A 26,266-nucleotide genomic window follows, 5' to 3' on the forward strand; every position below is an offset into this window, starting at 1 on the left:
ATGCTCTCAGCCCTTTTTCATCGTTCCGCAGCTTCGGCTGCGGATTTTACCCATTTGCGCCAGGCGAGCGTCGAACTACGCAATGTGATTAAACAGTATGACGCTCATACCGTACTTAACGGCGTCAGCCTGGCAGTTGAACCTGGTGAAGTGGTGACCATTCTGGGGCCTTCCGGCTCAGGAAAATCCACTCTTATACGTCTTATCAACCAGCTTGAGTCGCTCAGCGGTGGCGAAATTTTCATTGATGGTAAACCGATTAGTCAGTTGCGCGGGGCGGCATTACGCCAGTTACGCAGCCGTATCGGTTTCGTATTTCAGCAATTCAATCTCTATTCGCATCTGACTGCGCTGCAGAACATCGCACTGGCGTTGGAATATGTTCACGGCTGGAACAAGACGGAAGCGGATCGTCGGGCACTTGAGTTGCTGGAAAAAGTGGGACTGGCGGAAAAAGCCAACGCCTATGCCGCGCAGTTGTCCGGTGGGCAGCAGCAGCGCGTGGCCATCGCCCGCGCACTGGCCTCGTCGCCACAAATTATTCTGTTTGATGAGCCCACTTCCGCGCTGGATCCGGAAATGATCGGCGAGGTATTACAGGTAATGAAAAATTTGGCCCACAGCGGTATCACCATGATCGTCGTGACCCACGAAATGCATTTTGCCCGCGAAATTGCCGATCGGGTGGTTTTCATCGATGGTGGCGATATTCTGGAAGTGGCCGCGCCGGAGGATTTTTTCGTCCGACCACAGCACCCGAGAACCCAGCGTTTCCTGAAAAAAGTGCTCGACCCGTTACACCAGGAGTCATCGTCATAATGCATGCAATGGACTGGCAGGGAGTGCTGAGCGGGCAACCCCTGCAATGGATAATTTCCGGTTTTCTCACCACGCTCTGGGTGACGCTGGCAGGTATCGTGCTCGCCACGCTCATTGCCATCTCACTGCTCGGCCTGCGCCTGACGGGCAATCGTCTCGCTAAAACGATGGTCGGGGTTTGGGTCTCGGTGTTTCGCAACACGCCTTTACTGGTGCAACTGATGTTCTGGTATTTTGCCGCCTGGAACTGGCTACCCCGTAACGTCATTAGCTTTATCAATGCCGATCATCCATGGTCAATTTTGCCGGGTGATGTCTGGTGGTTAACACCGGAGTTTATCTGTTCAGCATGGGGGCTTGGGGTATTTACATCAGCATTTTTGGTTGAAGAGATCGCTTCGGGTTTACAGGCTGTTTCTGCCGGACAACGCGAGGCTGCCGTGGCGCAGGGGTTTTCATCCTGGGCGATATTTCGTCACATTCTGCTGCCTCAGGGGCTGGCAAACGCCTGGCAACCGATTGTTGGGCAATATCTCAACCTGATGAAGCTTTCCTCGCTTGCCAGCGGTATTGGATTTGCTGAGCTCACCTACCAGGTACGGCAAATTGAGAGCTACAACGCGCACGCGCTGGAAGCCTTTGCCGTTGGCACTGCACTCTATCTGTTTACCGGCATCGTTCTGGGTATGCTGCTTACCCGTCTTGGCCCGCAGTCTGCGTCGGGTAAATCGTCAAAGATAAGAATGCGCATCTTCAGCGTCAGGAGCATACTGCATGATCGCTAATGTTTCGGTCATTACCGACAATCTTGACTATCTCCTGTGGGGACGTGTAGCTGAGGGGCAACCCGGTGGCGTCCTGCTCACTTTGCTGATGGCTATCGGTGCGGCATTGCTGGCGCTGCCTGGCGGGATCGTTCTTGCCTGTTGCGCCTGGCGATTTCCGGGCGCGGTTCGCAACGGATTGTTTTTCTGGGCGGAATTTATTCGCGGCATTCCGCTCATCTTTGTGATTTTCTGGATGTGGTATTTGCTACCCATGCTGACCGGAAGCGATCTGCCCGGTGCCGTTACCGTGACGCTGGCGCTGGCATGGTTCACCGCCGCCTCGGTGATGCACTCGGTGTATGCTGGAATTAGCGCACTGCCTGGCGGGCAGTATGAAGCGGCAGTTGTTCAGGGTTTTCGCCCGGATCAGGCCCTGTGGCTTATCTTGCTGCCGCAGGTGCTGCGTAACGTACTGCCGTCGCTGACAGGGATTTTTATTGGGCTACTGAAGGACACGTCACTGGCGTTTATCGTTAACGTGCCGGAACTCACGACGGTTGCCGGTCAGGTTAACAGCCGGGTGCAAATTTACCCCGCAGCCATTTTTATCTTTACCGGGCTGGTTTATTACCTGCTGTGCTTTAGCCTTGAAAAAATCACCCAGCGTCGATTCGCACTAAAATGACCTCTCGGCTCAACATTCCACGAACTGATGGTCTTCGTTGAGCCGATATTTCACGCCCGCCCGAATGTTATTTTCCCCTTCAACGGCAAGCGCAAAACGCATTCTTTCGCCATCGTGATAAGCCAGCGCCGCACATCCACCGGGACCAAGAATTATCGAGTCGACAGCACCGGTACTGGCAACAACGGCGTTCTCTCCGCTGGCAATAATGTGGATATTGTCCGCGCAGTTAGCGATTTTCGCCTCTGCGCCAAAACAGGCCAGTTGGGTTAAATCACCGCTACTGGCAATCCGATTTCGGTCGCCGAGCGAACTGATACGTACGCGCATGCCGGTACTGGCGATACGCGTTCCGTCGCCCACACTGCTGATACGCGCCGAGTTTCCCGCAATCGCTATTCGCCCGCGATCGCCTGAACTGCCGATATGCGTGTTATAGCCTACACTGCCAATCCGTGCGCTGTAACCGGCACAGGCGATCTGTGCAGCATACCCGGCGCTGGCAATTTTAACGTTGTCACACGCACTGCTAAATCGGGCATAATCTTCCGCACTCGCCAACGGACGACTAGTTTCCCCCGCGGCTTGCTCACAGGAAATATTCCCCATTGCGTCAATATCCTGCTGAGCAAAACTCGCCTCTTCCCGCCATTTTGACCAGCCGTATTCCACCAGGCTATTTGCCCAATCGGTATACCCTTCCCGCTGGAGCGCGCGATGAACATCGGCATAGCTTCCTCCTGCGGGAAACGCGCGTAGAAACCAACGATACATGACGGGCCCAACGCGCCAGGCCCGTAAGTCACTTCGCGTAATCATCATCGCTTAATGCCGGTGGTAGCCATCCACCATACACTTAAAGGTTTCGCCCGGCGTGCGCCCCGTAGTGCAGAGATAAAGATGCCCAAAAATGAAAAACAGACTGACTATTGCCAGCGCAAAGTGCGCCTGAAGCAGCCAGTAACGCACTCCGGGGAACAGATCGCCGACAGCTACCGGGTAAAGCGATAACAATCCAGTGATCAGTAGCAGTGGCAACAAACCATACATCACGCCAACATAGGCCGCCTGCTGTAACGGATTAAATTTAGAGCGAGGTGAGGCCGGAAATGGGTGTGACTCGCCCTGCATAATGCCAAACAGGTAAAAACGAGTTTGTCTTTGCGCACGAGCGATCCAGCCCTGACGTTGAATAATATAGTGATGTCCGTTGCCGCCAATCAGGTTGATCAGCACAAAACCAATCCAGCAGGCAAGTAGCAAAAAGCCACAAACCTCATGAACGGTGAGCAGGCTTTTCATTACCGGTGTGCTAACGGCAGAGAAGTGATTGACCAGGCCACTAACCAGAAGCAACAGAAATAACAGCGCATTCGACCAGTGCCACAGGCGGACAGCCTTCGAATATAAATAGACCTTCTCACCATGCCCTGCCGACGCTTTATGCGCCGCCCGAAAGCGCAGCATGGCGTGAAGCGCCAGCACCAGCCACATTCCCACCAGCATTAACCCGGCAACGACTAACCACACAGGCCAGTAGTCCGGTGAAAACAGTGGAACATACTGTGCAAGCTGGGCGTGAAACTGTTCGGCATTCTGCGACGCGTTCATACATTTTCCTTTTTAATCAAATGTTGACCGAACCGACGATACAGATGGGGCTTCCCGGCGCCTGCAAGTTGATATTCGTAATACTTGTTTTCTCGCAACCAGGTCTGAATTTCCGGGCTATCTTCACGACCGAAAATCAGCGCATGTTCCGGGCAAGCGTTAACACAGATCGGAGGGAAACCTTTCGCCAGCCGAGATTCAGCGCAGAAGTCGCATTTATCCGCCACTTTGGTTTGCGGGTTGAGATAGCGCACCTGATAAGGACACGCGCCAATACAGTAACTGCAACCAATACAGCAAGACGTATCTACTCGCACAATACCGTTCTCATCTCGCCAGGAGGCACCGGTCGGACACACCTCAATACAAGGTGCATCATCACAATGCTGGCAGGACTGACGGAAGTAGTGATACAGCGTTTCGTTGTCGTTATCGGTTACAGGAATATGAGCGATCGACAAACGGCTGCCCTGGTCAGGTACATGGTTGGTTTTCCGGCATGCACGAGCGCAAATATTGCATCCGTTACATAGTGATTCGTCGTGAATCATGACGTAACGAACGGCTTTAGGGCTCCTGGTACTCGCTAACAGATTTTGACCTGGGCCGGTAAAAAAAATCACCGTCCCCATGCCAATGACAAATTTTCGTCGGGTGAAGGACATCGGGTTATCCTCTAATGCTGTGACAGTGGTCGTCCACACATTCCATGACATCAACCTGAATAATTCAGGGGTTCTGATACTGCTCAACCTCAAGCCATTCACACAGGCCGTACGCTTTGCCATAACTCATAAAACGTTCGCTGAACAAATAAGGCTCCGCATTTGACGATTCCACAGTACGTATATCTGCGTAATCAGGGTGCGTTTCCATGGCCGTGAGCGCCGCTGAAATCTGCTGAGACTCAAAGCTGTACGGCGGTTGCGTCAACATGGCGACCTTATAGGGGCGAGGATACGTTCGACAGTCGAAGCGTACCGCCTCGGCAATCGCACGACAGATGTCGTTTTCCACCACCTGTACGCACATGTCGGCGTAGTTTGCCGTCATGGTTTGAGTTGAGTAGAAATAGACATCTTCCGCACCCTGCACACGGGTGATATCTGCGTTATTCGCGTCCTGGCACAGCGTTTCCAGCAGCGCGCTAAGATCGGTTTCAGGGACCGAATAAGGTGGCTGCAGAAACACGCTGCGCGCCACCAGGTGCCCCGATGCCGAATGCTGGCGGATAAAATCTGCCACAATCGACTCCGGGTTGGCGGCTTCCTGAACCTGCGGCGCAGTCACCCGCTCGACCGGCGGGTGAAACGCCTGTAGCCAGTGTCTCTTTTGGCTATCAACCTCGTCAGGAAGCGCCTCAACGGGTGCCTGAACGCTGCTCACGTTAGTCATCTCGCGTTCCTTACGCTGGCAACAGATCCTGCGCAGCCAAATCGGCTGCCACGTCTTCAAGTCCGAGTCGATTCAGGGTTTCACGCGTTGGGCAACCCAACTCGGGATCCCAGCCCATTTCCTGATAGAACATCGTCAGTGACTGGCGCATATCCTCCCTGTCCATCTTGTCGGTGCCTTCGGTGAAGACCGGAATTTTCGGATCTTTATCAAACACCCAGGAGCAGATGAGATCGTGTTCATTACGCATATCTTTGGTTTGCATCAGTTTGACCGTATAGGCACGATGCAGGGTAAAGATGCGTTCAGCGGCCAGGTCCAGACTCGCCTGCGTGGTTTCATCACCGGTGACTGCCTGGAAGAATTTCGCTTCCAGATCCAAATCTCCGCGATAGTTGCGGCTCTTGAGTGGTGAAACCGTCATCGGCCAAACCCAGTTACACAGCGTAACCGCGTTATGCAGGCAGACTTTCAGCAGCGTCCATTTGGCATATTTGATCTTGGCGGCATTGATTGGGGTATAGTTTTTGGTTTCGTCGTAGGCGTCCTGCGACCCAAATAACTCACCCGCCACTTCGCGCTGTAATTTCAGCGGCAAACCGGAACCGATGAAGTTGATATGGGTGTGCGCCATACAGTCACGGTTAAACATACAGTTGGTGATCGCCCCCACCTGCGCCGAGGCTTCGTTTGCATGATGGACCGGAAAACCAAACGGCGACCACAGTTTATTTTTGGCATAACCCCAGTACTCTTCGCCCAAATCCCAGCGTTCAGCAATGGCATACGAGCCGTCCGCAAGATGACTGAGTTCCCCCACGCGATGCGCCAGTCGATAGTAAAAATCTTTGATAAAGTTAGGATCGCCCGCCTCCAGTTGATCCCAACGGATCTCCGCGTACTCTTCGGCTGGCAGCACGCGTTTAAAGACGCCTTTCGAATAGCAGTAGGTAAAGTCACGGTGCAACTGGCCGTAGTTACACCAGATACCGTAATCGTCAAACAGGTTCAGTCCGATCAGGTTCCCTACGACTCGCCCATCGTCTTTATCGTCAAAATCTTTCGGGCCATTGGGGAAAATGGTGGTGTGAACAAAGTTCGCCACGCAGGTGTTGCCGCCGGTACTCGGCACGCCAAAATCCTTCACCCGCGGGACATTGAGCTGCGACATACAACGAATAGGGCATGAATGGCAGCCGCTCATTTTGACCGTGTATTTTTCTGCGGCTGGACCCAGATCGAACACCGATTTATAGGTACGGAAACCCACTGTATTTTGGTTGCCCGGCGGGATTTCACCGGTTTCGATTGGCCCCCCTTCTGCCGCACCCCAGAAAAGTCCCTTACGGGCTGTCCAGCGCGAGTTTGGCGAAGAGTATTCTGCCCATGCCTGCGGGGTGCTTGGCACAACGTGGTTGTTGTTGGCGCCGATAAGCTCGGTCATCATGTAGTCATTGAGCCGCTTCATCTCTTTACGATCGGCAATGTTGACGCCTTTAGTCCCTTCTACCGCAATGGCCTTCAGGTTTTTCGAACCCATCACCGCCCCCGTACCGGCGCCGCCGCTATGGTTGCGGCTGTTGATCATGCAGGACAGTGGCACCAGATTCTCACCCGCCTGCCCAATCGCGGCAACGCAGGTTTCCGGGCTGGTAATCCGACAAATCTCTTCGGTTGTGGCGCGAGTCCCCTTGCCCCACAAGAAATCGGCTTTTTCGATGCTGACTTTATCGTCTTTGATGTTGATCCAGACCGGTGATGCAGACTTGCCTTCAATAATAATGGCGTCGTAACCGGCGAATTTCATTTGTGCAGCAAAGAAACCGCCCATATGGGCATCTACGACTAAGTTACCTTTGGTAAACGTCGATAAGGAGGTGATATTGACGCGGGAGCTACAGGGAGCGCCAGACCCCGTCAATGGTCCGGTGGCAAAAACCAGTTTATTCCCTTCATCAAAAGGCATGGTGCCTGGCGGGACTTCGTCATACATAATTTTATAACCAAAGCCCATCCCACCGACAAATTTTTTAAATTTACTGGAATCTTCAAGGGTGATATTACCCGTGGTGAGATTGACCCGTAAAATATTACCTGTCCAACCATTAGCCATCATGTTTTCCTTTGCAAGAAGGTTTAATAGATATACCCGCCATTCTTCAGGCAGTTTTTTATCCAAAACTGCAGTATTTTTGGCAATTAATGGCGCGAATCAGGTATGCCTGTTATCTATCAAACAGTAATATCTTTCCACTCGATAATTTTTAATGCTCCAGTCGGACAAGCATTGGCGCATTCCCCGCATAACACACATTTTGAGGACTTTTTCGTTTCGGTATTTACGGTCGCCATCATCCACGGGCAGGCTGTGGTACACGCGCTACAGCCAATACAGCGTTTGTGGTCCACCGCAATACAACCGTCTTCCTGTTTCCAGGTAATTGCACCAATTGGGCAGACCTTCATGCACTGCGGATCTTTACATTGTCGGCAGGTATCAGCGGTATAGTTTAAATCGCCATACAGCCCACCACCGGACCCGACGCCATCATCGCCAAAGAAGAAATTGCGATGGATTTTTATCCGGGAAAAGAAGGTCCCTACGGCACCATCGTTATAATTGGTACAGGATATTTCACAGCGGTGACAGCCCGTACAGCGGGCTCGCTGGGTCACCAGAACCCCTTTCGGCGTATTGATAAGCCCCACGGTCCCACTATCGACATCTTCCTGCTTACAACCAAATAGGGATAACAGCGCGGGGGCAATCGTTAATCCCGCCAGTCCTTTCCCTGATATCCGCAGGAATTCTAGTCGCGTTAAACCACAATCTAAAAATGGACGATCAACCTGGTTCATTTATTTCGCATCCTCTTCGCAAATGCTGTGGTAGCAACACATCCAGGCTAATTTAAACCAGCGCAGCTCAAGCCATATCGGGCGGTTAATGTTGCCAACAACACGTAAATTTTTGCCCTAACCTGATCGCGTAAATGACGGTGGTTAAACTGAATGAATCTAATCCTTTAGGGTTAGGCGCAGAAATAATGTGGTTATTCAGCATGCATAGTCTTGATCGTCATCAATTAAAAAACGGAAGGGATATAATTAATGCTGAGTGAGATTTATTATCATTAAGAAATAGAGTGAAATAGCAGCCTATTTAAATTACAAATATTTGTGAACCCTCTCCCAAATATAATACTGCACGGCCATCGATATATAAATAAATACATATCGTTTTATAGTTCTCTACAACCAATTATTAACGGAGATAAATTATATAGATTGATAGATTAACGTATCGAGAATAAGAGGACGGCAAAAAATTTCTGCGGTCCTCTTTTTATAAATTAACCGGCCAATGCTTTAATTACGGTCTCAATAGCCTGTTTTTCTAACTCACTGCGCTTCACGCGCTGGTTAGCAAGGGTGGTTCTCAGTACTCCCGCAATGACGATATGCTTAGGTTCTTGTCCCAGATCGCGCATTTCCAGCACTACTTTACCGACTACTCTGCACATTTCACGGTACAACTCGTCGTCTTTTGTCTGATTTCCCATTTTTGCCCGCTCGTCATTAACTCAAACCAACAGCATATATCACTCTGAGGGTTTAGACAAAATTCAATGAAAATCAAATAAATGTCATCATTCTACTGAATTCTCTGAAGTCGATTAACGAGCTCAGCAAGACTTCCTGCCTGCATTTTTTCCATCACCCGCGCCCGGTGCACTTCAACCGTACGCACGGCAATATTCATGGCATCAGCAATTTCCCGATTCATTAACCCTTTTGCTACCAGATGCGCCAGTTCCCGTTCTTTTGGCGTAAGTTGTTGGTAGCATGAGATGATCTCTTGTCGCGAGAACGCCGCTGCCGAGACCTGCAAGGCATGTTCTAATGCTGCCTGAAGCGGCACGGCTGACACGGGTTTTTGCAAAAAATCGACCGCGCCACGTTTCATTTGCTCAACCGCCATCGGCACGTCGCCGTGCCCGGTGAGAAAGACCACCGCCAGCGTACTTGCTTTCTGACGCATGATTTCATGCACTGCGTGCCCATCCAGTACCGGCATACGCATATCCAGCAGTAGTACGCCCACCTGGTGCAAATTTGCCTCGGCGAGGAATTTCTCGCCTTGCTCCCAGCAAGACACTTCATATCCCAGACTTTCCAATAAAAACGCACAGGCCTGGGTAACAGCAATGTCGTCATCCAGCAGATGAATTATCGCCACTACGGCCTCCTTCCTGATTTGGCTTAAAATACAATGTCACTCTCGCCCCCGCTTTGCCGTCTGGGGCCTGCTGATTTTTGATCTCAATATCTCCGTTTGCGTAGCGTACCAGTCGCTGACAAATGGCCAGTCCTAGTCCCATACCTTCTTTGCGGGTGGTCATAAACGGCTGAAACGCCTGATACAACTGAGCCTCGTCAATGCCTCCGGCATTATCCTGCACCTGAATACGCACGCCACCATCCTTGTGCAGGGCGCTAAACCATACTGTCGTAGCGCCTGCCTGGGCGGCATTGAGTACCAGATTAGCCAGCACCTGCTCAAGAAGAACGCTTGGCAGCATCAACGTTAACGCCTTGCTAACCTGCGTGTGCAGCGTTACCGCCGGGAATTGCTGGGGCATGCGCAGTAATTGCCAGACGTGATGGATAGCATCGTGAACGTTGATGGCTTGCCAGCCATCGGTGAGTACCGGATTGCCCTGTGCCTGGCTGACCCACTGCCGGAGATTGCGCAGCGTATCGGCTCCTCGTTGTGCCTGGGCGTCTATGTGCTCAAGCGCGGGCAACAACGGATGCTGCTCATCCTGACCACGCAGGCGAATCAGACAGCCTTGGGCATAATGGCGGATAGCCGACAACGGCTGATTGAGCTCATGGGCAAAACCGGAGGTCATCTCCCCCAGCACGCTCATTTGGCGGGCAGTCTCCAGCGCCTGTTCCTGTTTGTGCAACAACACGTTGTTCCGCTCTAACTGCCTGCCGCGTCGGCGAACCAACAGCATCACCCAGATGTAATTGAGCGTAAGCAACAGCAGCACGATGGCCACGCCCCCCATCGCCAGTCGGTGTTGAATAAACCAGCTTTTGACGTCCAGCCACAGCTGACGCTGCTGCGGATGCTGGCGGACGTCGCGCAGCAACGCTTCTACTTCGCGGGTCGAGGCGGGCGCGCCCCAGCGAAACGCCGCGTTTTGCGGTGCATTGAACAGTACCCGCGTCACGCGATCGGCCAACTCGTCACTCACTGCAGGTAGTGCGGCAAATGACCAGTCCGGATAGAGCGGCGTACTGGTTAAACAGGGAATTGAAGTCGGATGATTCAACACGGTCATAAAATCGGTTTTACGGATGAGGCCTTCTTCATCCATTTTTTCCAGCAGGCACACCGGCACGATCACCGCCTGCACGGCTTTTTCACGTAATAAATAGAGTAAGGCATCGGCGGGAAATCCGGTAAACGTCAGACGCAAATCGCGCTCCGGGCGCAGACCGGCATCACTGAGCGCTTTATATCCCAGCAAATAGCCACCAAACGCCTGAGCATCAATGGCGCCAACCGTTTTGCCGATCAGATCGTGTGCGGAGGTTATCCCGCTGTCGCGCCTGACGAGAATGGCGCTGCCAATCACGTTACTGGTGGCTTTCCCACCACGGGTGGAGCGTAACGACGCCAGCCAGCGTAACGCCGAGCGGCTGTTAAGCTGGACAAACTGCGCCGGATTGGTGACCACAAAGTGTACCGTTCCACGATTCACCGCCTCCTGCATCTGCCGCAGGTCCAGCGGTTGAATATGAAACTGCTCACCGGGGATTTGCTGATTCAACAAGGTTTCCAGCGGCTGCCAGTGATTACGTGTTGAAACCTCCCCGCGCATCGCCAAAACGCCAATGTTCCATGTCTGCGCCCTGACCGCGCCGCTTAGCATCCACAGCGACGCCAGCACCGTCAGACATCTTACTACGTTGCGTCCCACTCAATTGTCCCTGTCAATTATGTTGTTTTAGATCAACAACAAGCCGGGTATGTGGTTAACCACAATAGAGTATACCCCGTCACGATTTTTACACTGTAAATCATTGAGATTCTTTATTCATCACACGCAAATCAACGGCGTGACCAATGTTTCGTTGTTGCATCGTGACGGGAGAAAATATGGACAGCAGTAAACGGCAGTTTCTCCAGCAACTGGGCGTCCTGACCGCTGGCGCATCACTGGTTCCGCTGGCTCAGGCGCAATTTCCCTTTTCGCCTGAACGCCACGAAGGCTCACAACAGCATCGCTACGCCATGCTGGTTGACCTGCGACGCTGTATCGGCTGCCAGGCCTGTACCGTCAGTTGCGCCATTGAAAACCAGACGCCACTGGGCGAATTTCGTACCCTCGTCAACCAGTATCAAGTACAGATTGAAGGCCAGCAAAGCGTTACCAACGTCCTGCTGCCGCGACTGTGCAACCATTGTGATAATCCCCCTTGCGTGCCCGTTTGCCCGGTACAAGCCACTTTCCAACGAGAAGACGGCATTGTGGTGGTCGACAACACACGCTGCGTGGGCTGCGCCTATTGCGTGCAGGCCTGCCCTTATGATGCGCGATTCATCAACCATGAAACGCAAACCGCCGATAAATGTACCTTTTGCGTTCACCGCCTCGAAGCGGGGCTGCTCCCGGCCTGTGTGGAATCCTGCGTCGGCGGCGCGCGCATCATTGGCGATATTAAAGATCCGCACAGCCGCATTTCACAAATGCTGCATGAACACCATGACGCCATCAAAGTCCTGAAGCCGGAAAGCGGTACGTCTCCTCACGTGTTCTATCTGGGACTGGATGAGGCGTTTGTCACCCCATTGATGGGACGAGCTCAACCCGCTCTCTGGCAGGAGGTTTAAATGAACCATTCACTGATTATCGACGAGGTTCTGGCCCATCCCCAGGACGTAAGCTGGTTACCCTGGGCCGTACAGTACTTCTTTTTCATCGGCATTGCCGCCTGCGCCGCGCTGTTCGCATGCGTTCTCCACTGGCGCAAAAAAGAAACGGCAGACCTGGAGAATCTGACGCTGTTAATCGCCCTGACCTGCGCGATTACCGCGCCGCTGGCGCTGACCGCTGATCTACACCAAACAGCCCGAGTCTGGCACTTCTATGCGTATCCGACGCCATGGTCCTGGATGCCGTGGGGCGCGCTGTTTTTACCGCTGTTTACCGGTTTTTTAGGTCTGTGGTTTCTGGCGCAGCATGTGAAATGGTTAACGCTAAAAAGTTACAGCGTCACAAAATGGTTGGCACTTGGTAGCGCGCTGTCCGCCATCGGATTGCTGGTTTACACCGGCCGTGAAGTGTCGGTGGTACAGGCACGTCCCATTTGGTTCAGTTACGCCTTTCCGGTTGCGATGTTCCTCAGCGCGCTGCAAACATTTCTTGCCCTGCTTATTGCCACGACAAATAGCAAGGACGCACTACCGCGTAAGCTAGCGTGGGGGCAAATGGTCACGTTGATCGCGCTGGCTATCGTGGTGGCGATCTGGGCGAGTGGTAATACGCTTTCCGGTTCGGCTATCCGTCAGTGGCTGGATGTTGCCTCTTCAGCACAACACTACGCTATCGGTTGGGTTGCGCTATGGCTTGTTTCGCTTGCTCTTTGCGGGTTGGTTGTACGTTACCCCTTGTCGCTACCGCTGCGCATATTACTCGCTTTTAGCGCTATGGCGCTGTGCTGGCTAATGCGCTGGACGTTACTCATCCAGGTGCAGACCGTACCGAAATTTAACGCGCAGTTTAATCCCTATACCCTCCCCGGCGGCACCGATGGCTGGCTGGCTATTGTGGGTACCTTCGGCCTGTGGATAGCACTGATTATTATTGTTCGTGAAGCCCTGAACGCGATCGCAAGGAGAATGCAACATGGCTAATTTAACCCGTCGTCAGTGGCTTAAAGTGGGCCTTGCCGTAGGTGGCATGGTGACTTTTGGCCTGAGTTATCGGGATGTGGCAAAGCGCGCGATAGACGGTTTGTTGGACGGAACCTCGGGCAAAATTACCCGTGACCGCATTTTTGCCAACGCGCTCATCCCAGAAGCCAACGCCCGGCCTCACTGGCAGCAAAACCCGCAGCAGGTGATCTCGATGACGCAGTGCTTTGGTTGCTGGACGCAGTGTGGTGTACGGGTTCGCGTTGACACTGAGCAAGGCAAAGTGCTGCGCATTGCGGGCAACCCTTATCATCCGTTGTCGCACGAGCACCATATAGACGCCTCTGTCCCCTTTGCCACGGCAATGGAACAGTTGACCGGGGAGTCAGGTCTTGACGCACGTTCTACCGCCTGCGCCCGTGGTGCAACCTTACTCGAAGGTTTGTACAGCCCGCTACGTATTCTGGAGCCTATGAAGCGCGTCGGTAAACGCGGTGAAGGAAAATGGCAGCGCATCAGCTTCGAACAACTGATCAAAGAGGTGGTGGAAGGTGGCGATTTGTTTGGTGAAGGCCACGTTGATGGTCTGAGAGCCATCCACGATCCCACTACACCGCTTGATGCGAAACATCCCGGCTTTGGCCCAAAATCCAATCAACTGCTGGTCACCAATACCAGCGATGAAGGACGTGATACCTTTTTACGTCGCTTCGCACTGAACAGTTTCGGCAGTAAAAACTTCGGCGCTCATGGCGCTTACTGCGGTCTGGCCTATCGGGCCGGTTCAGGTGCGTTAATGGGCGATCTGGATAAAAATACCCACGTAAAACCCGACTGGGATAACGTCGAATTCGCACTGTTTATGGGCACCTCTCCGGCGCAATCCGGCAACCCGTTTAAGCGCCAGGCCCGCCAGCTGGCCAGCGCCCGTTTACGTGACGACTTCCGCTATGTTGTGGTGGCGCCAGCCCTGCCATTAACCACGGTGCTGGCTGACGATCGCGGCCACTGGCAGCCCGTACGACCGGGAAGCGACTCCGCGCTGGCTATGGGGATGATAAGCTGGATTATCGATAAACAACGCTATAACGCTGATTATCTCGCCATTCCCGGCGTGCAGGCCATGCAGCAGGCAGGAGAAAAAAGCTGGACTAATGCAACGCATCTGGTGATTACCGATGAAATTCCAACGCTTGCCGGACAACACCTGACCCTCGCCCATCTGAGTGCAAACGCAGCCCAGGAGCCGATGGTCGTCAACGAGGCCGGTGAGATTGTCGTCGCCAGCAGTTGCCCGCGCGCTCAGCTGTTTGTTACCCGTGAAGTGACGCTGGCCGACGGGCAGACAGTAACGGTAAAAAGCAGCTTCCAGTGTCTGCGTGAGTCCGCAGAGAAACTGTCGCTAACGCAGTACAGCCAGCAGTGTGGGGTGTCAGAAGCAGACATTGCCGCTCTGGCCGACGCATTCACCCGCCACGGGCGTAAAGCGGCGGTGATCACGCACGGCGGAATGATGGCAGGCAATGGATTTTATAACGCCTGGTCGGTGATGATGCTCAATGCGCTTATTGGTAACCTCAGCCTTGAAGGCGGCGTGTTCGTCGGCGGCGGCAAATTTAATGGTGCCACCGACGGTCCGCGCTACAACATGGACAGCTTCGCCGGGAAGGTAAAACCGAAAGGGTTAAGCATCGCGCGCAGTAAAACCGCTTATGAGTCTTCGGAAGAGTACCGCAATAAGGTGGCTGCCGGGCAATCGCCCTTCCCGGCTAAAGCGCCGTGGTATCCGTTTGTCGCCGGTCAGCTTACCGAACTCCTCGTCTCGGCGCTTGAAGGTTACCCTTATCCGCTGAAAGCCTGGATCTCCAACATGACCAACCCGTTTTACGGCATTGCGGGGTTACGCGGCGTGGCGGAAGAAAAGCTCAAGGATCCTGCTCGTCTGCCGCTGTTTATTGCCATTGACGCCTTTATGAACGAAACCACGGCGCTGGCAGATTACATCGTGCCGGATACCCACAACTTCGAAAGCTGGGGATTCAGCGCTCCGTGGGCGGGCGTGGCCAGCAAAGCCACCACCGCGCGTTGGCCAGTTGTCAGATCGGCGACCAGCCTCACGGCTGATGGCCAACCGGCCTCGATGGAGTCTTTCTGTATCGCAGTAGCAAAGCGCATCGGGCTACCTGGATTCGGCGACAATGCAATTACCGATCCGCAAGGTAATCACTATCCGTTGAACCGTGCGGAAGATTACTACCTGCGTCTCGCGGCCAATATTGCGTTTATGGGCAAAGCTCCGGTTGCAGAAGCACAGCCGGAAGACATTGCGCTGACCGGGGTCCAGCGGATCATGCCTGTGATGACCCAAACGTTGAAAACCGATGAAATCAGCCGAGTGGCGTTTATCTACTCCCGCGGCGGGCGCTTTGCGCCGGACAACAGCGGGCGAGTTGGTAACCGCGTCGGCAATGCCTGGGAAAAACCGCTCCAAATCTGGAATGCGAACGTCGCTGCACACCGCCATGCGATTACCGGCGAGCGCTACAGCGGCTGCCCGGCCTGGTATCCATCACGTCTGTCAGATGGACGTGCGGTCGAGGAGTTGTTCCCGGAACAAGAGTGGCCGTTGAAACTGATTTCCTTCAAATCCAATACCATGTCCAGCGCCACGGCGGTGATCCCACGCCTTCATCATCTGAAGCCGGTTAATCTGGTGGCGCTCAATCCACAGGATGGTCAGCGGTATGGTTTAGCACACGGCGATATCGTGCGTATCACCACCCCTGGTGGTCAGGCGCAAGCGCAGATAAGCCTGCTGCATGGCGTCATGCCGGGTGTCATCGCCATTGAACATGGTTACGGACATAAAGAAATGGGCGCGGCACAGCATACCCTCGACGGTGAGCCGATGGCGTTTGATGAGCAGATTAAGTCGGGGATTAATCTCAACGAATTGGGTTTTGCGGACCCAACCCGACAGGTAACCAATACCTGGCTTGACTGGGTGTCGGGTGCGTCGGTGCGTCAGGGGTTGCCAGCGAGAATTGAGCGAGTGTAGCTCTGGTGCCGTATGGCATCGCGAACGCGTTTTACCCGGCCTACAGGTCATCGTAGGCCGGATAAAGCACTGCCGCCACCCGGCAAAAAGCAGATTAGTTGTTTACCGGGATCACCGCACCTTTATATTTAGTACGGATCCAGTCCTGGATCTCTTTTGAATGCAGGACATCAACCAGCGCTACGATATCCTTTTTCTTCTCGTCGCCACGATGCACGGTAATGATGTTGGCATACGGGTTGTTTTCACCACTTTCAACAGCAATAGGATCTTTCACTGGATCCAGCCCGGCGTCGATGGCGTAGTTGGCGTTAATCACCACCGCATCGCCTTCGTCGTTGTTATACATCTGCGGTAACAGCGCGGCTTCCACGTTTGGCAGGAACTTCAGCTTTTTCGGGTTTTCAACGATATCGCTAATGCGCGCGGTTACTTTATCCACGCCCGGCTTCAGCTTGATCACCCCCTCTTTTTCGAAAATCGACAGAATACGGCCTTCCTCAGATACCGCGTCACGCATGATGACTTTGCCGCCTTCCGGCAGATCTTTAAGTGATTTCACTTTTTTCGAATAGATACCAATCGGCTCAATGTGAATCGCTCCGGCGCTGACGAAGTCATACGTTTTATCGCCTGCATGGTCTTTAATCACGCTGTTCAGGTACGGAATATGCTGGAAGTAGTTGGCGTCAATCTCACGGCCAGCCAGCGCAGTGTTCGGCAGAATGTAATCCTGGAACGGTTTAATCTCCAGATCGATCCCCTGCTTCGCCAGAATCGGTTTGGCCTGTTCAAGGATCTCCGCATGCGGCACGTTAGACGCGCCAACGGTCAGAGTATCAGCCCAGGAGGCAAAGCTCAGGGCGCTTAAGGTTGCTGCGGCGAGTAACGTTAGTGATTTTTTCATGATTATGGTTTCCGTATTTTATTAGCGTTTATCTAACAGAGAGGTGATCACATCGCCGCAAAGCTGGATGATGAAGACAATGAGCAAAATCGTCACCGTCGCCACCAGCGTGACGTCGCTGTGGTTGCGCTGGAATCCTTCCAGATAGGCCAAATTCCCTAAACCACCGGCACCAATTACCCCTGCCATCGCGCTGTAGCTCACCAGCGCAATTAGCGTCACGGTGATCCCGGACACCAGAGCAGGAGATGATTCCGGCAGTAAAACTCGAAAAATAAGTGTGCTCAGTCGTGCACCCATTGAACGCGTCGCTTCAATAACGCCTTTATCCACTTCACGCAGAGCGATTTCGACCAGACGCGCATAAAACGGCGCTGCCCCCACGATCAGCGCAGGCAACGCGGCATTGGCGCCGAGGATGGTGCCTACCATCGCTTTGGTAAACGGGATCAGCAGCACGATCAAAATGATGAATGGGATCGAACGAAAGATATTCACCACCAGCGAAATAGCGCTATATACCGCGCGATTAGGGAACAATCCGCCGCGCGCGGTCAGGAACAATGCCAGACCAAGCGCGATGCCCAAGATAAAGGTCGCCGCCCCCGAAAGAGCTGTCATATACAGCGTTTCCTGGGTTGCCGCTAACAGTTGTTCCCACTTCAGATGGGGAAACAGTTCTTCAGCCATGTTGAATCACCTCGCCTTCAATGTCGCTCTGGCGCAGGTCGGCCAAAATATTGTTCAATTGTTCCTCAGAGGCCACCACGTGCACCCAGAGTTGCCCAAACACGCCATGTGCGGTTTGCGTCATCTTGCCGTGCAAGATGTTGAACGGCAGGCCATAGCGCAGGGTCAATTCCCCAACCACAGGCCGGTGGGTACGTTGCCCGGTAAAGGTTAATTTGATAACCACCCCACCCAACTCGCTTGCCAGCTGCGGATTAAACTCGTCTTCTTCGGTGTACTGGCTCACCTGACGAACAAATTGTCGGGTAATAGGCTGCTGAGGATGGGTAAAGACGCTGAGCACATCACCTTCCTCAACGACCTTGCCGTTTTCCATTACCGCGACGCGGTCGCAGATTTTGCGTACCACGTGCATTTCATGAGTGATCAGCACAATGGTCAATTTGAAACGACGGTTAATATCGAGGAGTAAATCGAGGATCTGATCGGTAGTTTGCGGATCCAGCGCCGAGGTGGCTTCGTCACACAGCAGGACATCTGGATTGTTCGCCAGCGCGCGAGCAATTCCTACACGCTGTTTTTGCCCACCGCTGAGCTGGGAAGGATACGCATTTTCACGACCGCTCAGCCCAACCAGCGTAATCAGTTCAGCAACCCGCGTTTTGATGGACGCTTTGGACGCACCGGCGATTTGCATAGAGAACGCAATGTTTTCGCTAACGGTCCGCGACCACAGCAAATTGAAGTGTTGAAACACCATGCTGATTTTCAGTCGCGCCTGGCGTAACGATTCCCCACTGGCGGCCGAGATATCGTGGCCGTTAATCGTCACGCTGCCGGAGGTCGGCTTTTCGAGACCATTGAGCAAACGAATTAAGGTGCTTTTACCTGCCCCGCTGTAACCAATAATGCCGTAAATCTGCCCCTGTTCAACCGTCAGGTTGACGTTATCGACAGCGGTGATGGCAAGCCTGCCTGGCGTAAACACTTTCGAAATATTTTTCAGGACAATCATGTCGTTTGGGTATCCGCTGCTGCTTATTGTTCTTCTGCTAGCGCTTTTGGCTGTTTAGCAGTATGGATGTCCAAACGAGTGTAATCAGTGGAATTGGCTTTTAAAATGAATTAAAACGCATTTGATATAACTTTTAGAAATATAGTACTGCATCGACGTCAACGGCATAAAACGTAGTCATCGAGATGTTAAATGCAGTTTGTTGCGCAACAAATCACAACGCCCGATAACCTCTTTATCCATACCGATGAACAAATTAATGAATAATTTTTGTAAAACTGCACAGAAGTGTTTTGAAACGCTGTTTCCATTTTCCTTTTTGATAATTTTCAGCGTATAATGCGCGCCAATTGTCTCTTGAATGGTTTCAGCACATTGACCTGTAAAACTCAACGACTACAGAACTCACCATCCCGTTGGGCTGAAACACAAGCACACATTCCTCTGCACGCTTTTTCGATGTCACCTATCCTTAGAGCGAGGCATCACAACTTTCGTAACTCAGGTTTAGCTTCCCATCCGTGCGCGATGGGAGCCAGATTTCCATATCCTTCTCAACTTAAAGACTAAGACTGTCATGAAAAAGACGAAAATTGTTTGCACCATCGGTCCGAAAACCGAATCCGAAGAGATGTTAACCAAAATGCTGGACGCGGGCATGAACGTCATGCGTCTGAACTTCTCCCACGGCGACTACGCAGAACACGGTCAGCGCATCAAGAACTTGCGCAACGTCATGAGCAAAACCGGCAAGAAAGCCGCAATCCTGCTCGACACCAAAGGTCCTGAAATCCGTACCATCAAACTGGAAGGCGGTAACGACGTTTCCCTGAAAGCGGGCCAGACCTTCACCTTCACCACCGACAAATCTGTCGTAGGCAACAACGAAATCGTTGCTGTAACTTACGAAGGCTTCACTAAAGATCTGTCTGTCGGCAACACCGTTCTGGTTGATGATGGTCTGATCGGCATGGAAGTTACCGCTATCGAAGGTAACAAAGTTATCTGTAAAGTGCTGAACAACGGCGACCTGGGCGAAAACAAAGGCGTTAACCTGCCGGGCGTTTCCATCGCGCTGCCAGCACTGGCTGAAAAAGACAAACAAGACCTGATCTTCGGTTGCGAGCAAGGCGTTGACTTCGTTGCAGCGTCCTTTATCCGTAAGCGTTCTGACGTCGTTGAAATCCGTGAGCACCTGAAAGCGCACGGCGGCGAAAACATCCAGATCATCTCCAAAATCGAAAACCAGGAAGGCCTGAACAACTTCGACGAAATCCTCGAAGCGTCTGATGGCATCATGGTTGCGCGTGGCGATATGGGCGTTGAGATCCCAGTTGAAGAAGTTATCTTCGCGCAGAAGATGATCATCGAAAAATGTATCCGTGCACGTAAAGTCGTTATCACTGCGACCCAGATGCTGGACTCCATGATCAAAAACCCGCGTCCGACCCGCGCTGAAGCCGGTGACGTAGCGAACGCCATCCTCGACGGTACCGACGCAGTAATGCTGTCTGGCGAGTCTGCAAAAGGTAAATACCCGCTGGAAGCTGTTACCATCATGGCGACCATCTGTGAGCGTACTGACCGTGTGATGACCAGCCGTCTGGACTTCAACAACGACAGCCGCAAACTGCGCATCACCGAAGCCGTTTGCCGTGGCGCGGTTGAAACTGCTGAAAAACTGGACGCGCCGCTGATCGTCGTCGCAACCCAGGGTGGTAAATCCGCTCGCGCAGTACGTAAATACTTCCCGGATGCCACCATCCTGGCGCTGACCACCAACGAAACTACCGCGCGTCAGCTGGTGCTGAGCAAAGGCGTTGTTGCACAGGTGGTTAAAGAAATCAGCTCTACCGATGATTTCTATCGTCTGGGTAAAGAAGTCGCTCTGGAAAGCGGTCTGGCTCAAAAAGGTGACGTTGTGGTTATGGTTTCTGGTGCACTGGTTCCGAGCGGCACCACCAACACCGCATCCGTTCACGTGCTGTAATAATTCCATCGCGAATTAATTTGCTTAAAAAAGCGCCCTGGTGGCGCTTTTTTTATTTTATCGATAGCCACAATTAATAAAAAATCAAATCGGATTTCACTATCTAATCCGTGATTATCTAAGATGAATCCGATGGAAGCTTTCTGTTTTCACTCGGGTTTTTAGCCGTTTTTGCACAATTCGATGCTTCTTTGAGCGAACGATCAAAAATAAGTGCATTCCCATCAAAAAAATATTCTCAACATAAAAAAGTTTGTGTAATACTTGTAACGCTACATGGAGATTAACTCAATCTAGAGGGTATTAATAATGAATCGTACTAAACTGGTACTGGGCGCGGTAATCCTGGGTTCTACTCTGCTGGCAGGTTGCTCCAGCAACGCTAAAATCGATCAGCTGTCTTCTGACGTTCAGACTCTGAACGCTAAAGTTGACCAGCTGAGCAACGACGTGAACGCAATGCGTTCCGACGTTCAGGCTGCTAAAGATGACGCAGCTCGCGCTAACCAGCGTCTGGACAACGCAGCTACTAAATACCGCAAGTAATAGTATCTGTGTAATAAAAATGGCGCACATTGTGCGCCATTTTTTTTGCTCTGAATTCCTCTTCCCTATTATTGCGTAGCGCGCACCTCAGCATCTCCTCCCGGCACGCCATTTTGCGCAGACTTCACTACTGGCCCATTGCTCGCGACCGATGCTTGCCCGGCAGTGACGGTGACCGGATAACCTGCGCGACGATACAACGCCCTTTCTACCAGACTGTTATCCACCGCTTTATTGTCTTTAAACTGGGTAAAACCGGCTGGCAGCACATACGGCATGGTCTGGACGTTTTGTTCCTCTTCCGGCGACAGTGGTCGATGCACTTCGACATACCTCATGCCGTTCGGCTCAATCGAATATTTTATCGGCTCATTAATCACCCTGACCGGCGTGCCTGTGCGGACCTGAGCAAACAGTGCTTTAATGTCCGGCGCGTTCATGCGAATACAACCAGAACTCACACGCAGGCCCACGCTGTCCGGCGCGCTGGTGCCATGGATCAGATACTCACCGTTTCCATGCGCCAGACGCAGTGCAAAGCGTCCTAACGGGTTATTTGGCCCGGCAGGTACAACAGGCGGTAATGTGATGCCACGCTCCAGAGAGCGTTTACGGATGCCTGGTGTAGGGGTCCAGGTAGGATTCGGGATTTTCTGCCCAACCCGGGTTTCCATTACCGGCGTTTCCAGCCCCTGCAAACCGATACCAATTGGGAATACCTGAACAATATTCTCTCCTGGCGGGAAGTAATACAGACGCAGTTCCGCCAGATTCACAATAATGCCTTCGCGTGGAGCATCCGGCAGCAGTAATTGTGAGGGAATAGTAATCAGGGTTCCGGGTTTAGGTATGGGGGCAATAGTATTGTTGGCTTCAAGGATCAGCATGGCAGCGGTATCAAACTTACGGGCTATCGCCTGTAGGTTTTTATCGCCTTCCTGCACGGTGTAGGTTTGGTTTTGCCCAACAAGGCGGCTGTTCGCCTGGGGCAAAGGATAATCGACCGCCCATGCGGCCTGAATAGCGCTGTAAGCGCCGATTAGCATTAACGTAATAACAGACGCGCGTTTCATACTCACTCACCCCCCTGGCGTTCTTGCCGGACGGCGGCGAGCGCCCAATCCGGCTTACGAGTCACTGCGTTGCCTTACACGAACGCTTTCAAGTCGGTCTGAAAGTTAACGTGTTTTATCAGTTTAGCTAAGAGTTGCGGCTTTGGCGCGAATAGCCCGAATCATCGCCTCCAGCCCTTGTGAACGAGACGGTGTGAGGTGCTGTGCGAGCGCCATTTTTTCAAACCACGGACGCACATCAAAATTCACAATATCCTGGGCCGTCATGCGATCATACAAAATGAATACCACGGCAATAAGTCCTTTCACAATTGCCGCATCACTGTCGCCCTGTAATTCAATAATCCCTTCGCCATTCTGGTTCATAACAATCCATACCTGACTTTGACATCCCTGGATGCTATTTTCCGGGCAGCGTAAGTCGTCGTTTAATTCCGGCAAACGCTGACCCAGCTCAATAATGTACAGGTATTTCTCTTCCCAATTAGCGCAACGCAGAAAATTACGCAACAACTTTTCTTTATCCGGTAGCGCAGCCATAACGCCTCCCTGTTAGCCCAGTAAATGATGAATACGCTTGAGGCCCGTTACCAGGCGATCCACTTCTTCATGGGTGTTGTACATTGCAATCGACGCCCGACACATAGCAGGAACGTTATAGTAGGCCATCAGCGGCATAGCGCAGTGATGCCCCGTCCGCACGGCTATTCCATAGTTATCAAGAAAACTGCCGACGTCAAAGGCGTGATGTTTACCAAGGTTAAATGCAATCACACCCAGGCGGTTATCCGGTCCGTAGAGTGTCAAATCCGGCACATCCGCGAGCTGCTCCAACGCATAGCGCATCATGAACTGTTCATATTCGCTGATTTCAGTAAGCCCCAGTGCTGAAACATACTCAATAGCCGCGCCGAGTCCGATAATACCTCCGGTGTTTGGCGTTCCGGCTTCAAAACGCCAGGGGGCTTTAGCCCACGTTGTTCCCTGACTCAAACTCACCGTCGCAATCATTGAACCACCGCCTTCCCAGGGTGGCATCTCCTGCAACAGCGACTCTCTGGCATACAGAACGCCAATACCGGTTGGTCCATAAAGTTTATGCCCGGAGAAAACATAAAAATCGCAATCCAGTGCCTGGACATCCACCTGATGATGCATCACCGCCTGCGCCCCATCCACCAACACTTTTGCGCCGTATTGATGCGCCAGCTCAATCATTTCCGATAACGGGTTCTCGGTACCCAACACGTTAGAAACGTGGGTAATCGCCAGCAGTTGCGTACGATCGTCAAACAGCGTCGGCAGCGTCTCCAGCTGCAACGTACCATCGGCATTGAGCGGAATAACGCGCAGCTCTGCCCCTACGCGGGCACACAGCATCTGCCAGGGCACAATATTGGCGTGGTGCTCCATTTCGCTGATGATAATGTTATCGCCCGCTCGCACATTGCTGCTGCCCCAGCTGTTCGCCACCAGATTGGTGCCTTCCGTCGTACCACGAACAAACACCAGCTCTTCCGCTGAGCGGGCGTTAATAAACAACGAGGCAAGCTTGCGCACATTTTCCATTTTTTCCGTGGCCTGGGCGCTCAGCGTATGAATACCGCGGTGGACCGCCGCATAGCCGTGACGATAAAACTCGGCCTCGGCATCAATCACCTGATTGGGTTTTTGCGCGCTGGCAGCGCTGTCCAGATACGCCAACGGTAAACCGTTCACTTCACGCGTCAGGACCGGAAAGTCTGCCCGTACTTTTTCAATGGGAAATGTCATGCTGCGCCTCCCGGCAAGCGTTGGGCGATCCGCGCCAGTACCTGTTGTTTCAGCGTTTCATCGCCCAGGGCTTCCGTCAGCTCAGCGGCAAACGCATAGAGAATCATGTGTTGAGCATCCTGCTGGCCGATCCCTCGCGAACGCAGATAGAACATCTGCTCGTCGTCGATCCGTCCTACCGTCGCCCCGTGGCTGCATTTCACATCGTCGGCGTAGATTTCGAGCTGTGGCTTGGTATCCACCTCCGCCAGCTTTCCGAGCAACAAATTATTGTTGGTCATCTGACCGTCGGTTTTGATGGCGTGCTGGGCGACGTTGATCAGACCATTGAAGACCGCTCGTCCCTTATCGCTGACAATCGTTTTATGCAGCTGGCGACTGTTGCAATACCCTTTGTTGTGCTCAAGCCAGGTCCGTGTATCACAGACTTCATTTTTCACCGGCATCGCCAGACTGTTCAGCCGAAGCGTGGTGTTTTCACCGTTAAGCTGCGTACTGGTGTTATGGCGCAATACCGCATCACCAAGCAAGAAGCTGTGGCTAACGGCAGTAGCATCCGCGCCCAATTGAATGTCATTATGCGCGAAGTGGTGACTAAACGGATTTTCGAACGCCAGTTTGATATGGCGCAAATGGGCGTTTGCCGCGACGTTCATCGTTAAGCGTGCGCCGGTGAAATGGCGACGCTCGCTGAGGCTGGCATAGTGTTCAATAACGGTGGCTTCTGCGCCTTCCGCTAGCTCCAGATGGTGGCGATAGTGCGCCGTATTCACCTCATCGCCCGCCAGCCCCTGGGTTATGTGCAGCAGCAGCAGCGGTTTCGCGGGGCGCTGGTTACGCTTCACCTGAATGTGCGTTACGCTACGGGACAGGCTTTCGGTAAGGTGCAAAAACACTTCCGGTTGGATAGCCGCTGGCAGCGCCTGGCGCGCATCGTCAATGGTAATGTCAAAACCGCTACCGTCTGTACTGTCGCTGAGCGTCGGAGAGAATTGCCCGTCAACAAATACCAGTCGTACAGCATCAATTGTCGGCGACAACGCTGCACATTGGGCTGACGTTATCTCAGCGACATGACTGACAAACTGGCTGTTGGTTAATCCCTCCAGCGGCGTGTATTTCCAGTCCTCATGTTTACGCGTTGGCAGCCCCAGACGCAGCATCTGTTGCAAGTGCTGCTGCGCATGGTGTGAGCGTGTCTCCCCTTGCGTCTCAAACAGATGATGCCACTGTTGCAGCACGTTACTGCTGTTCGCTAAGCCAGCCATAACCTTGCTCCTCCAGTTGTTTGACCAGCGTAAAATCACCGGACTTCACAATTCGCCCCTGGTAGAGAACGTGAACAAAATCGGGTTTGATATAGTCCAGGATGCGCTGATAGTGAGTGACGATAATGAATGAGCGTTTCCCGTCACGCAGCGAGTTCACGCCATCCGCAACGATTTTCAGCGCATCAATATCCAGCCCGGAGTCTGACTCATCAAGAATGCACAACTGAGGCTCCAGCACGGCCATTTGCAGAATGTCATTACGTTTTTTCTCACCGCCGGAGAAACCGACGTTTACCGAGCGCGTGAGCAAATCCTCCGGCATCTTCAGCAGCGCTATTTTCTCTTCCATCAGATCCTGGAAGTCGAATCGATCCAGCGACTCTTCGCCACGGTAACTTCGCACCGCATTCAGCGCCGTTTGCAGGAAAAACTGGTTACTGACGCCAGGGATTTCCACCGGATACTGGAATGCCATAAAGATCCCTTCACCGGCCCGGTCTTCCGGCGACAGTTCCAGTAAATCCTTGCCGTTGAACTCTACCGTTCCGCCAGTGACGTCGTAGTCTTCCCGTCCAGCGAGAGTTGCGGAAAGCGTACTTTTCCCCGAACCGTTTGGTCCCATAATGGCGTGAACCTCTCCGGGGCGAACCTCAAGGCTCAACCCACGCAGGATCGCCTTATCTTCCACACTGACCTGTAAATCTTTGATGCTTAACATGTGCTTTCCTTAAAA

At 52.8% G+C, this 26,266-nt stretch carries 26 protein-coding genes; 9 read left to right on the forward strand and 17 right to left on the reverse strand.

The window, feature by feature from the left end:
• From OGY13_RS13920 to OGY13_RS13930, 3 genes are read left to right on the forward strand one after another with little or no spacing between them, the layout of a single operon-like run.
• Positions 1-819, forward strand: a complete 819-nt coding sequence (locus OGY13_RS13920; protein WP_191214747.1) for an amino acid ABC transporter ATP-binding protein — start codon at positions 1-3, stop codon at positions 817-819.
• On the forward strand, positions 819-1,604 hold the full coding sequence (locus OGY13_RS13925) for an amino acid ABC transporter permease (protein WP_213752887.1): 786 nt from the start codon (positions 819-821) through the stop codon (positions 1,602-1,604). The genes OGY13_RS13920 and OGY13_RS13925 overlap by 1 nt, the downstream gene beginning before the upstream one ends.
• Positions 1,594-2,271 (forward strand): amino acid ABC transporter permease, encoded by a 678-nt coding sequence (locus OGY13_RS13930; protein ID WP_060682280.1) that lies wholly within the window; start codon positions 1,594-1,596, stop codon positions 2,269-2,271. The genes OGY13_RS13925 and OGY13_RS13930 overlap by 11 nt, the downstream gene beginning before the upstream one ends.
• A gap of 9 nt (positions 2,272-2,280) precedes the next feature.
• Here the strand turns inward: OGY13_RS13930 and ydhT are convergent, their stop codons facing one another.
• From ydhT to ttrS, 9 genes are all read right to left on the reverse strand, one after another.
• Positions 2,281-3,093, reverse strand: coding sequence for a protein YdhT (gene ydhT, locus OGY13_RS13935; RefSeq protein ID WP_213752888.1), 813 nt, complete (start codon positions 3,091-3,093; stop codon positions 2,281-2,283).
• 3 nt (positions 3,094-3,096) lie between these two features.
• Positions 3,097-3,882, reverse strand: coding sequence for a thiosulfate reductase cytochrome B subunit (gene phsC, locus OGY13_RS13940; RefSeq protein ID WP_186413453.1), 786 nt, complete (start codon positions 3,880-3,882; stop codon positions 3,097-3,099).
• Positions 3,879-4,547, reverse strand: a complete 669-nt coding sequence (locus OGY13_RS13945; protein WP_020996435.1) for a 4Fe-4S dicluster domain-containing protein — start codon at positions 4,545-4,547, stop codon at positions 3,879-3,881. The genes phsC and OGY13_RS13945 overlap by 4 nt, the downstream gene beginning before the upstream one ends.
• Before the next feature lie 64 nt (positions 4,548-4,611).
• On the reverse strand, positions 4,612-5,277 hold the full coding sequence (locus tag OGY13_RS13950) for a YdhW family putative oxidoreductase system protein (RefSeq protein ID WP_186413454.1): 666 nt from the start codon (positions 5,275-5,277) through the stop codon (positions 4,612-4,614).
• 10 nt (positions 5,278-5,287) lie between these two features.
• A complete protein-coding gene (locus OGY13_RS13955; protein WP_003832676.1) occupies positions 5,288-7,390 on the reverse strand; it encodes an aldehyde ferredoxin oxidoreductase in 2,103 nt (700 codons plus the stop codon).
• Between the two features lie 119 nt (positions 7,391-7,509).
• Positions 7,510-8,136 carry a ferredoxin-like protein gene (locus tag OGY13_RS13960; RefSeq protein WP_003029338.1) on the reverse strand — a complete coding sequence of 209 codons (627 nt, stop codon included), beginning with the start codon at positions 8,134-8,136 and terminating at the stop codon, positions 7,510-7,512.
• Positions 8,137-8,630: 494 nt separating this feature from the next.
• Entirely contained in the window at positions 8,631-8,840 is a 210-nt protein-coding gene (gene fumD, locus OGY13_RS13965) for a fumarate hydratase FumD (protein ID WP_003029345.1), read from the reverse strand.
• A gap of 92 nt (positions 8,841-8,932) precedes the next feature.
• Positions 8,933-9,517, reverse strand: a complete 585-nt coding sequence (gene ttrR, locus OGY13_RS13970) for a tetrathionate respiration response regulator TtrR (protein ID WP_000974596.1) — start codon at positions 9,515-9,517, stop codon at positions 8,933-8,935.
• Positions 9,492-11,225, reverse strand: coding sequence for a tetrathionate respiration histidine kinase TtrS (gene ttrS / locus OGY13_RS13975; protein WP_213752895.1), 1,734 nt, complete (start codon positions 11,223-11,225; stop codon positions 9,492-9,494). The genes ttrR and ttrS overlap by 26 nt, the downstream gene beginning before the upstream one ends.
• 227 nt (positions 11,226-11,452) lie before the next feature.
• Here ttrS and ttrB point away from each other — a divergent pair, with 227 nt between their 5' ends.
• The 3 genes from ttrB to ttrA are packed head-to-tail and all read left to right on the forward strand — an operon-like array spanning position 11,453 to position 16,268.
• A complete protein-coding gene (gene ttrB, locus OGY13_RS13980) occupies positions 11,453-12,187 on the forward strand; it encodes a tetrathionate reductase subunit TtrB (RefSeq protein WP_032943223.1) in 735 nt (244 codons plus the stop codon).
• A complete protein-coding gene (gene ttrC / locus OGY13_RS13985; protein ID WP_213752889.1) occupies positions 12,188-13,210 on the forward strand; it encodes a tetrathionate reductase subunit TtrC in 1,023 nt (340 codons plus the stop codon).
• Positions 13,203-16,268 (forward strand): tetrathionate reductase subunit TtrA, encoded by a 3,066-nt coding sequence (gene ttrA, locus OGY13_RS13990; RefSeq protein ID WP_213752890.1) that lies wholly within the window; start codon positions 13,203-13,205, stop codon positions 16,266-16,268. The genes ttrC and ttrA overlap by 8 nt, the downstream gene beginning before the upstream one ends.
• Positions 16,269-16,362: 94 nt before the next feature.
• Here ttrA and OGY13_RS13995 read toward each other — a convergent pair whose 3' ends face one another.
• The 3 genes from OGY13_RS13995 to OGY13_RS14005 are packed head-to-tail and all read right to left on the reverse strand — an operon-like array spanning position 16,363 to position 18,880.
• Positions 16,363-17,175 carry a MetQ/NlpA family ABC transporter substrate-binding protein gene (locus OGY13_RS13995; RefSeq protein WP_003029358.1) on the reverse strand — a complete coding sequence of 271 codons (813 nt, stop codon included), beginning with the start codon at positions 17,173-17,175 and terminating at the stop codon, positions 16,363-16,365.
• Between the two features lie 21 nt (positions 17,176-17,196).
• A complete protein-coding gene (locus OGY13_RS14000; protein WP_003029361.1) occupies positions 17,197-17,865 on the reverse strand; it encodes a methionine ABC transporter permease in 669 nt (222 codons plus the stop codon).
• Positions 17,858-18,880, reverse strand: a complete 1,023-nt coding sequence (locus OGY13_RS14005; protein WP_032943213.1) for a methionine ABC transporter ATP-binding protein — start codon at positions 18,878-18,880, stop codon at positions 17,858-17,860. The genes OGY13_RS14000 and OGY13_RS14005 overlap by 8 nt, the downstream gene beginning before the upstream one ends.
• A gap of 375 nt (positions 18,881-19,255) precedes the next feature.
• Between OGY13_RS14005 and ynhH the strand changes: the two genes are divergently transcribed.
• The 3 genes from ynhH to lpp all read left to right on the forward strand — a co-directional run bounded on the left by ynhH (position 19,256) and on the right by lpp (position 21,416).
• A complete protein-coding gene (gene ynhH, locus OGY13_RS14010; RefSeq protein WP_244293978.1) occupies positions 19,256-19,450 on the forward strand; it encodes a protein YnhH in 195 nt (64 codons plus the stop codon).
• A 7-nt stretch (positions 19,451-19,457) separates the two neighbouring features.
• Complete coding sequence (pykF, locus tag OGY13_RS14015; protein WP_003029366.1) at positions 19,458-20,870, forward strand: pyruvate kinase PykF; 1,413 nt, start codon at positions 19,458-19,460, stop codon at positions 20,868-20,870.
• Between the two features lie 309 nt (positions 20,871-21,179).
• On the forward strand, positions 21,180-21,416 hold the full coding sequence (gene lpp / locus OGY13_RS14020; RefSeq protein ID WP_003029373.1) for a murein lipoprotein Lpp: 237 nt from the start codon (positions 21,180-21,182) through the stop codon (positions 21,414-21,416).
• A gap of 68 nt (positions 21,417-21,484) precedes the next feature.
• Here lpp and ldtE read toward each other — a convergent pair whose 3' ends face one another.
• The 5 genes from ldtE to sufC all read right to left on the reverse strand — a co-directional run bounded on the left by ldtE (position 21,485) and on the right by sufC (position 26,251).
• Positions 21,485-22,489, reverse strand: a complete 1,005-nt coding sequence (gene ldtE / locus OGY13_RS14025; protein WP_213752897.1) for a L,D-transpeptidase LdtE — start codon at positions 22,487-22,489, stop codon at positions 21,485-21,487.
• A 123-nt stretch (positions 22,490-22,612) separates the two neighbouring features.
• Positions 22,613-23,029 (reverse strand): cysteine desulfuration protein SufE, encoded by a 417-nt coding sequence (sufE, locus tag OGY13_RS14030; RefSeq protein ID WP_003832654.1) that lies wholly within the window; start codon positions 23,027-23,029, stop codon positions 22,613-22,615.
• A gap of 12 nt (positions 23,030-23,041) precedes the next feature.
• Positions 23,042-24,262 (reverse strand): cysteine desulfurase SufS, encoded by a 1,221-nt coding sequence (gene sufS / locus OGY13_RS14035; RefSeq protein ID WP_213752891.1) that lies wholly within the window; start codon positions 24,260-24,262, stop codon positions 23,042-23,044.
• The gene (sufD, locus tag OGY13_RS14040; RefSeq protein ID WP_032943209.1) at positions 24,259-25,530 is read right to left on the reverse strand and encodes a Fe-S cluster assembly protein SufD; all 1,272 of its coding nucleotides are present in this window, start codon (positions 25,528-25,530) and stop codon (positions 24,259-24,261) included. The genes sufS and sufD overlap by 4 nt, the downstream gene beginning before the upstream one ends.
• A complete protein-coding gene (sufC, locus tag OGY13_RS14045) occupies positions 25,505-26,251 on the reverse strand; it encodes a Fe-S cluster assembly ATPase SufC (RefSeq protein ID WP_003832649.1) in 747 nt (248 codons plus the stop codon). The genes sufD and sufC overlap by 26 nt, the downstream gene beginning before the upstream one ends.
• Between the last annotated feature and the right edge of the window lie 15 nt (positions 26,252-26,266).

This window comes from Citrobacter sp. Cpo045, assembly GCF_030332875.1.
Taxonomy (GTDB): Bacteria; Pseudomonadota; Gammaproteobacteria; order Enterobacterales; family Enterobacteriaceae; genus Citrobacter; species Citrobacter portucalensis.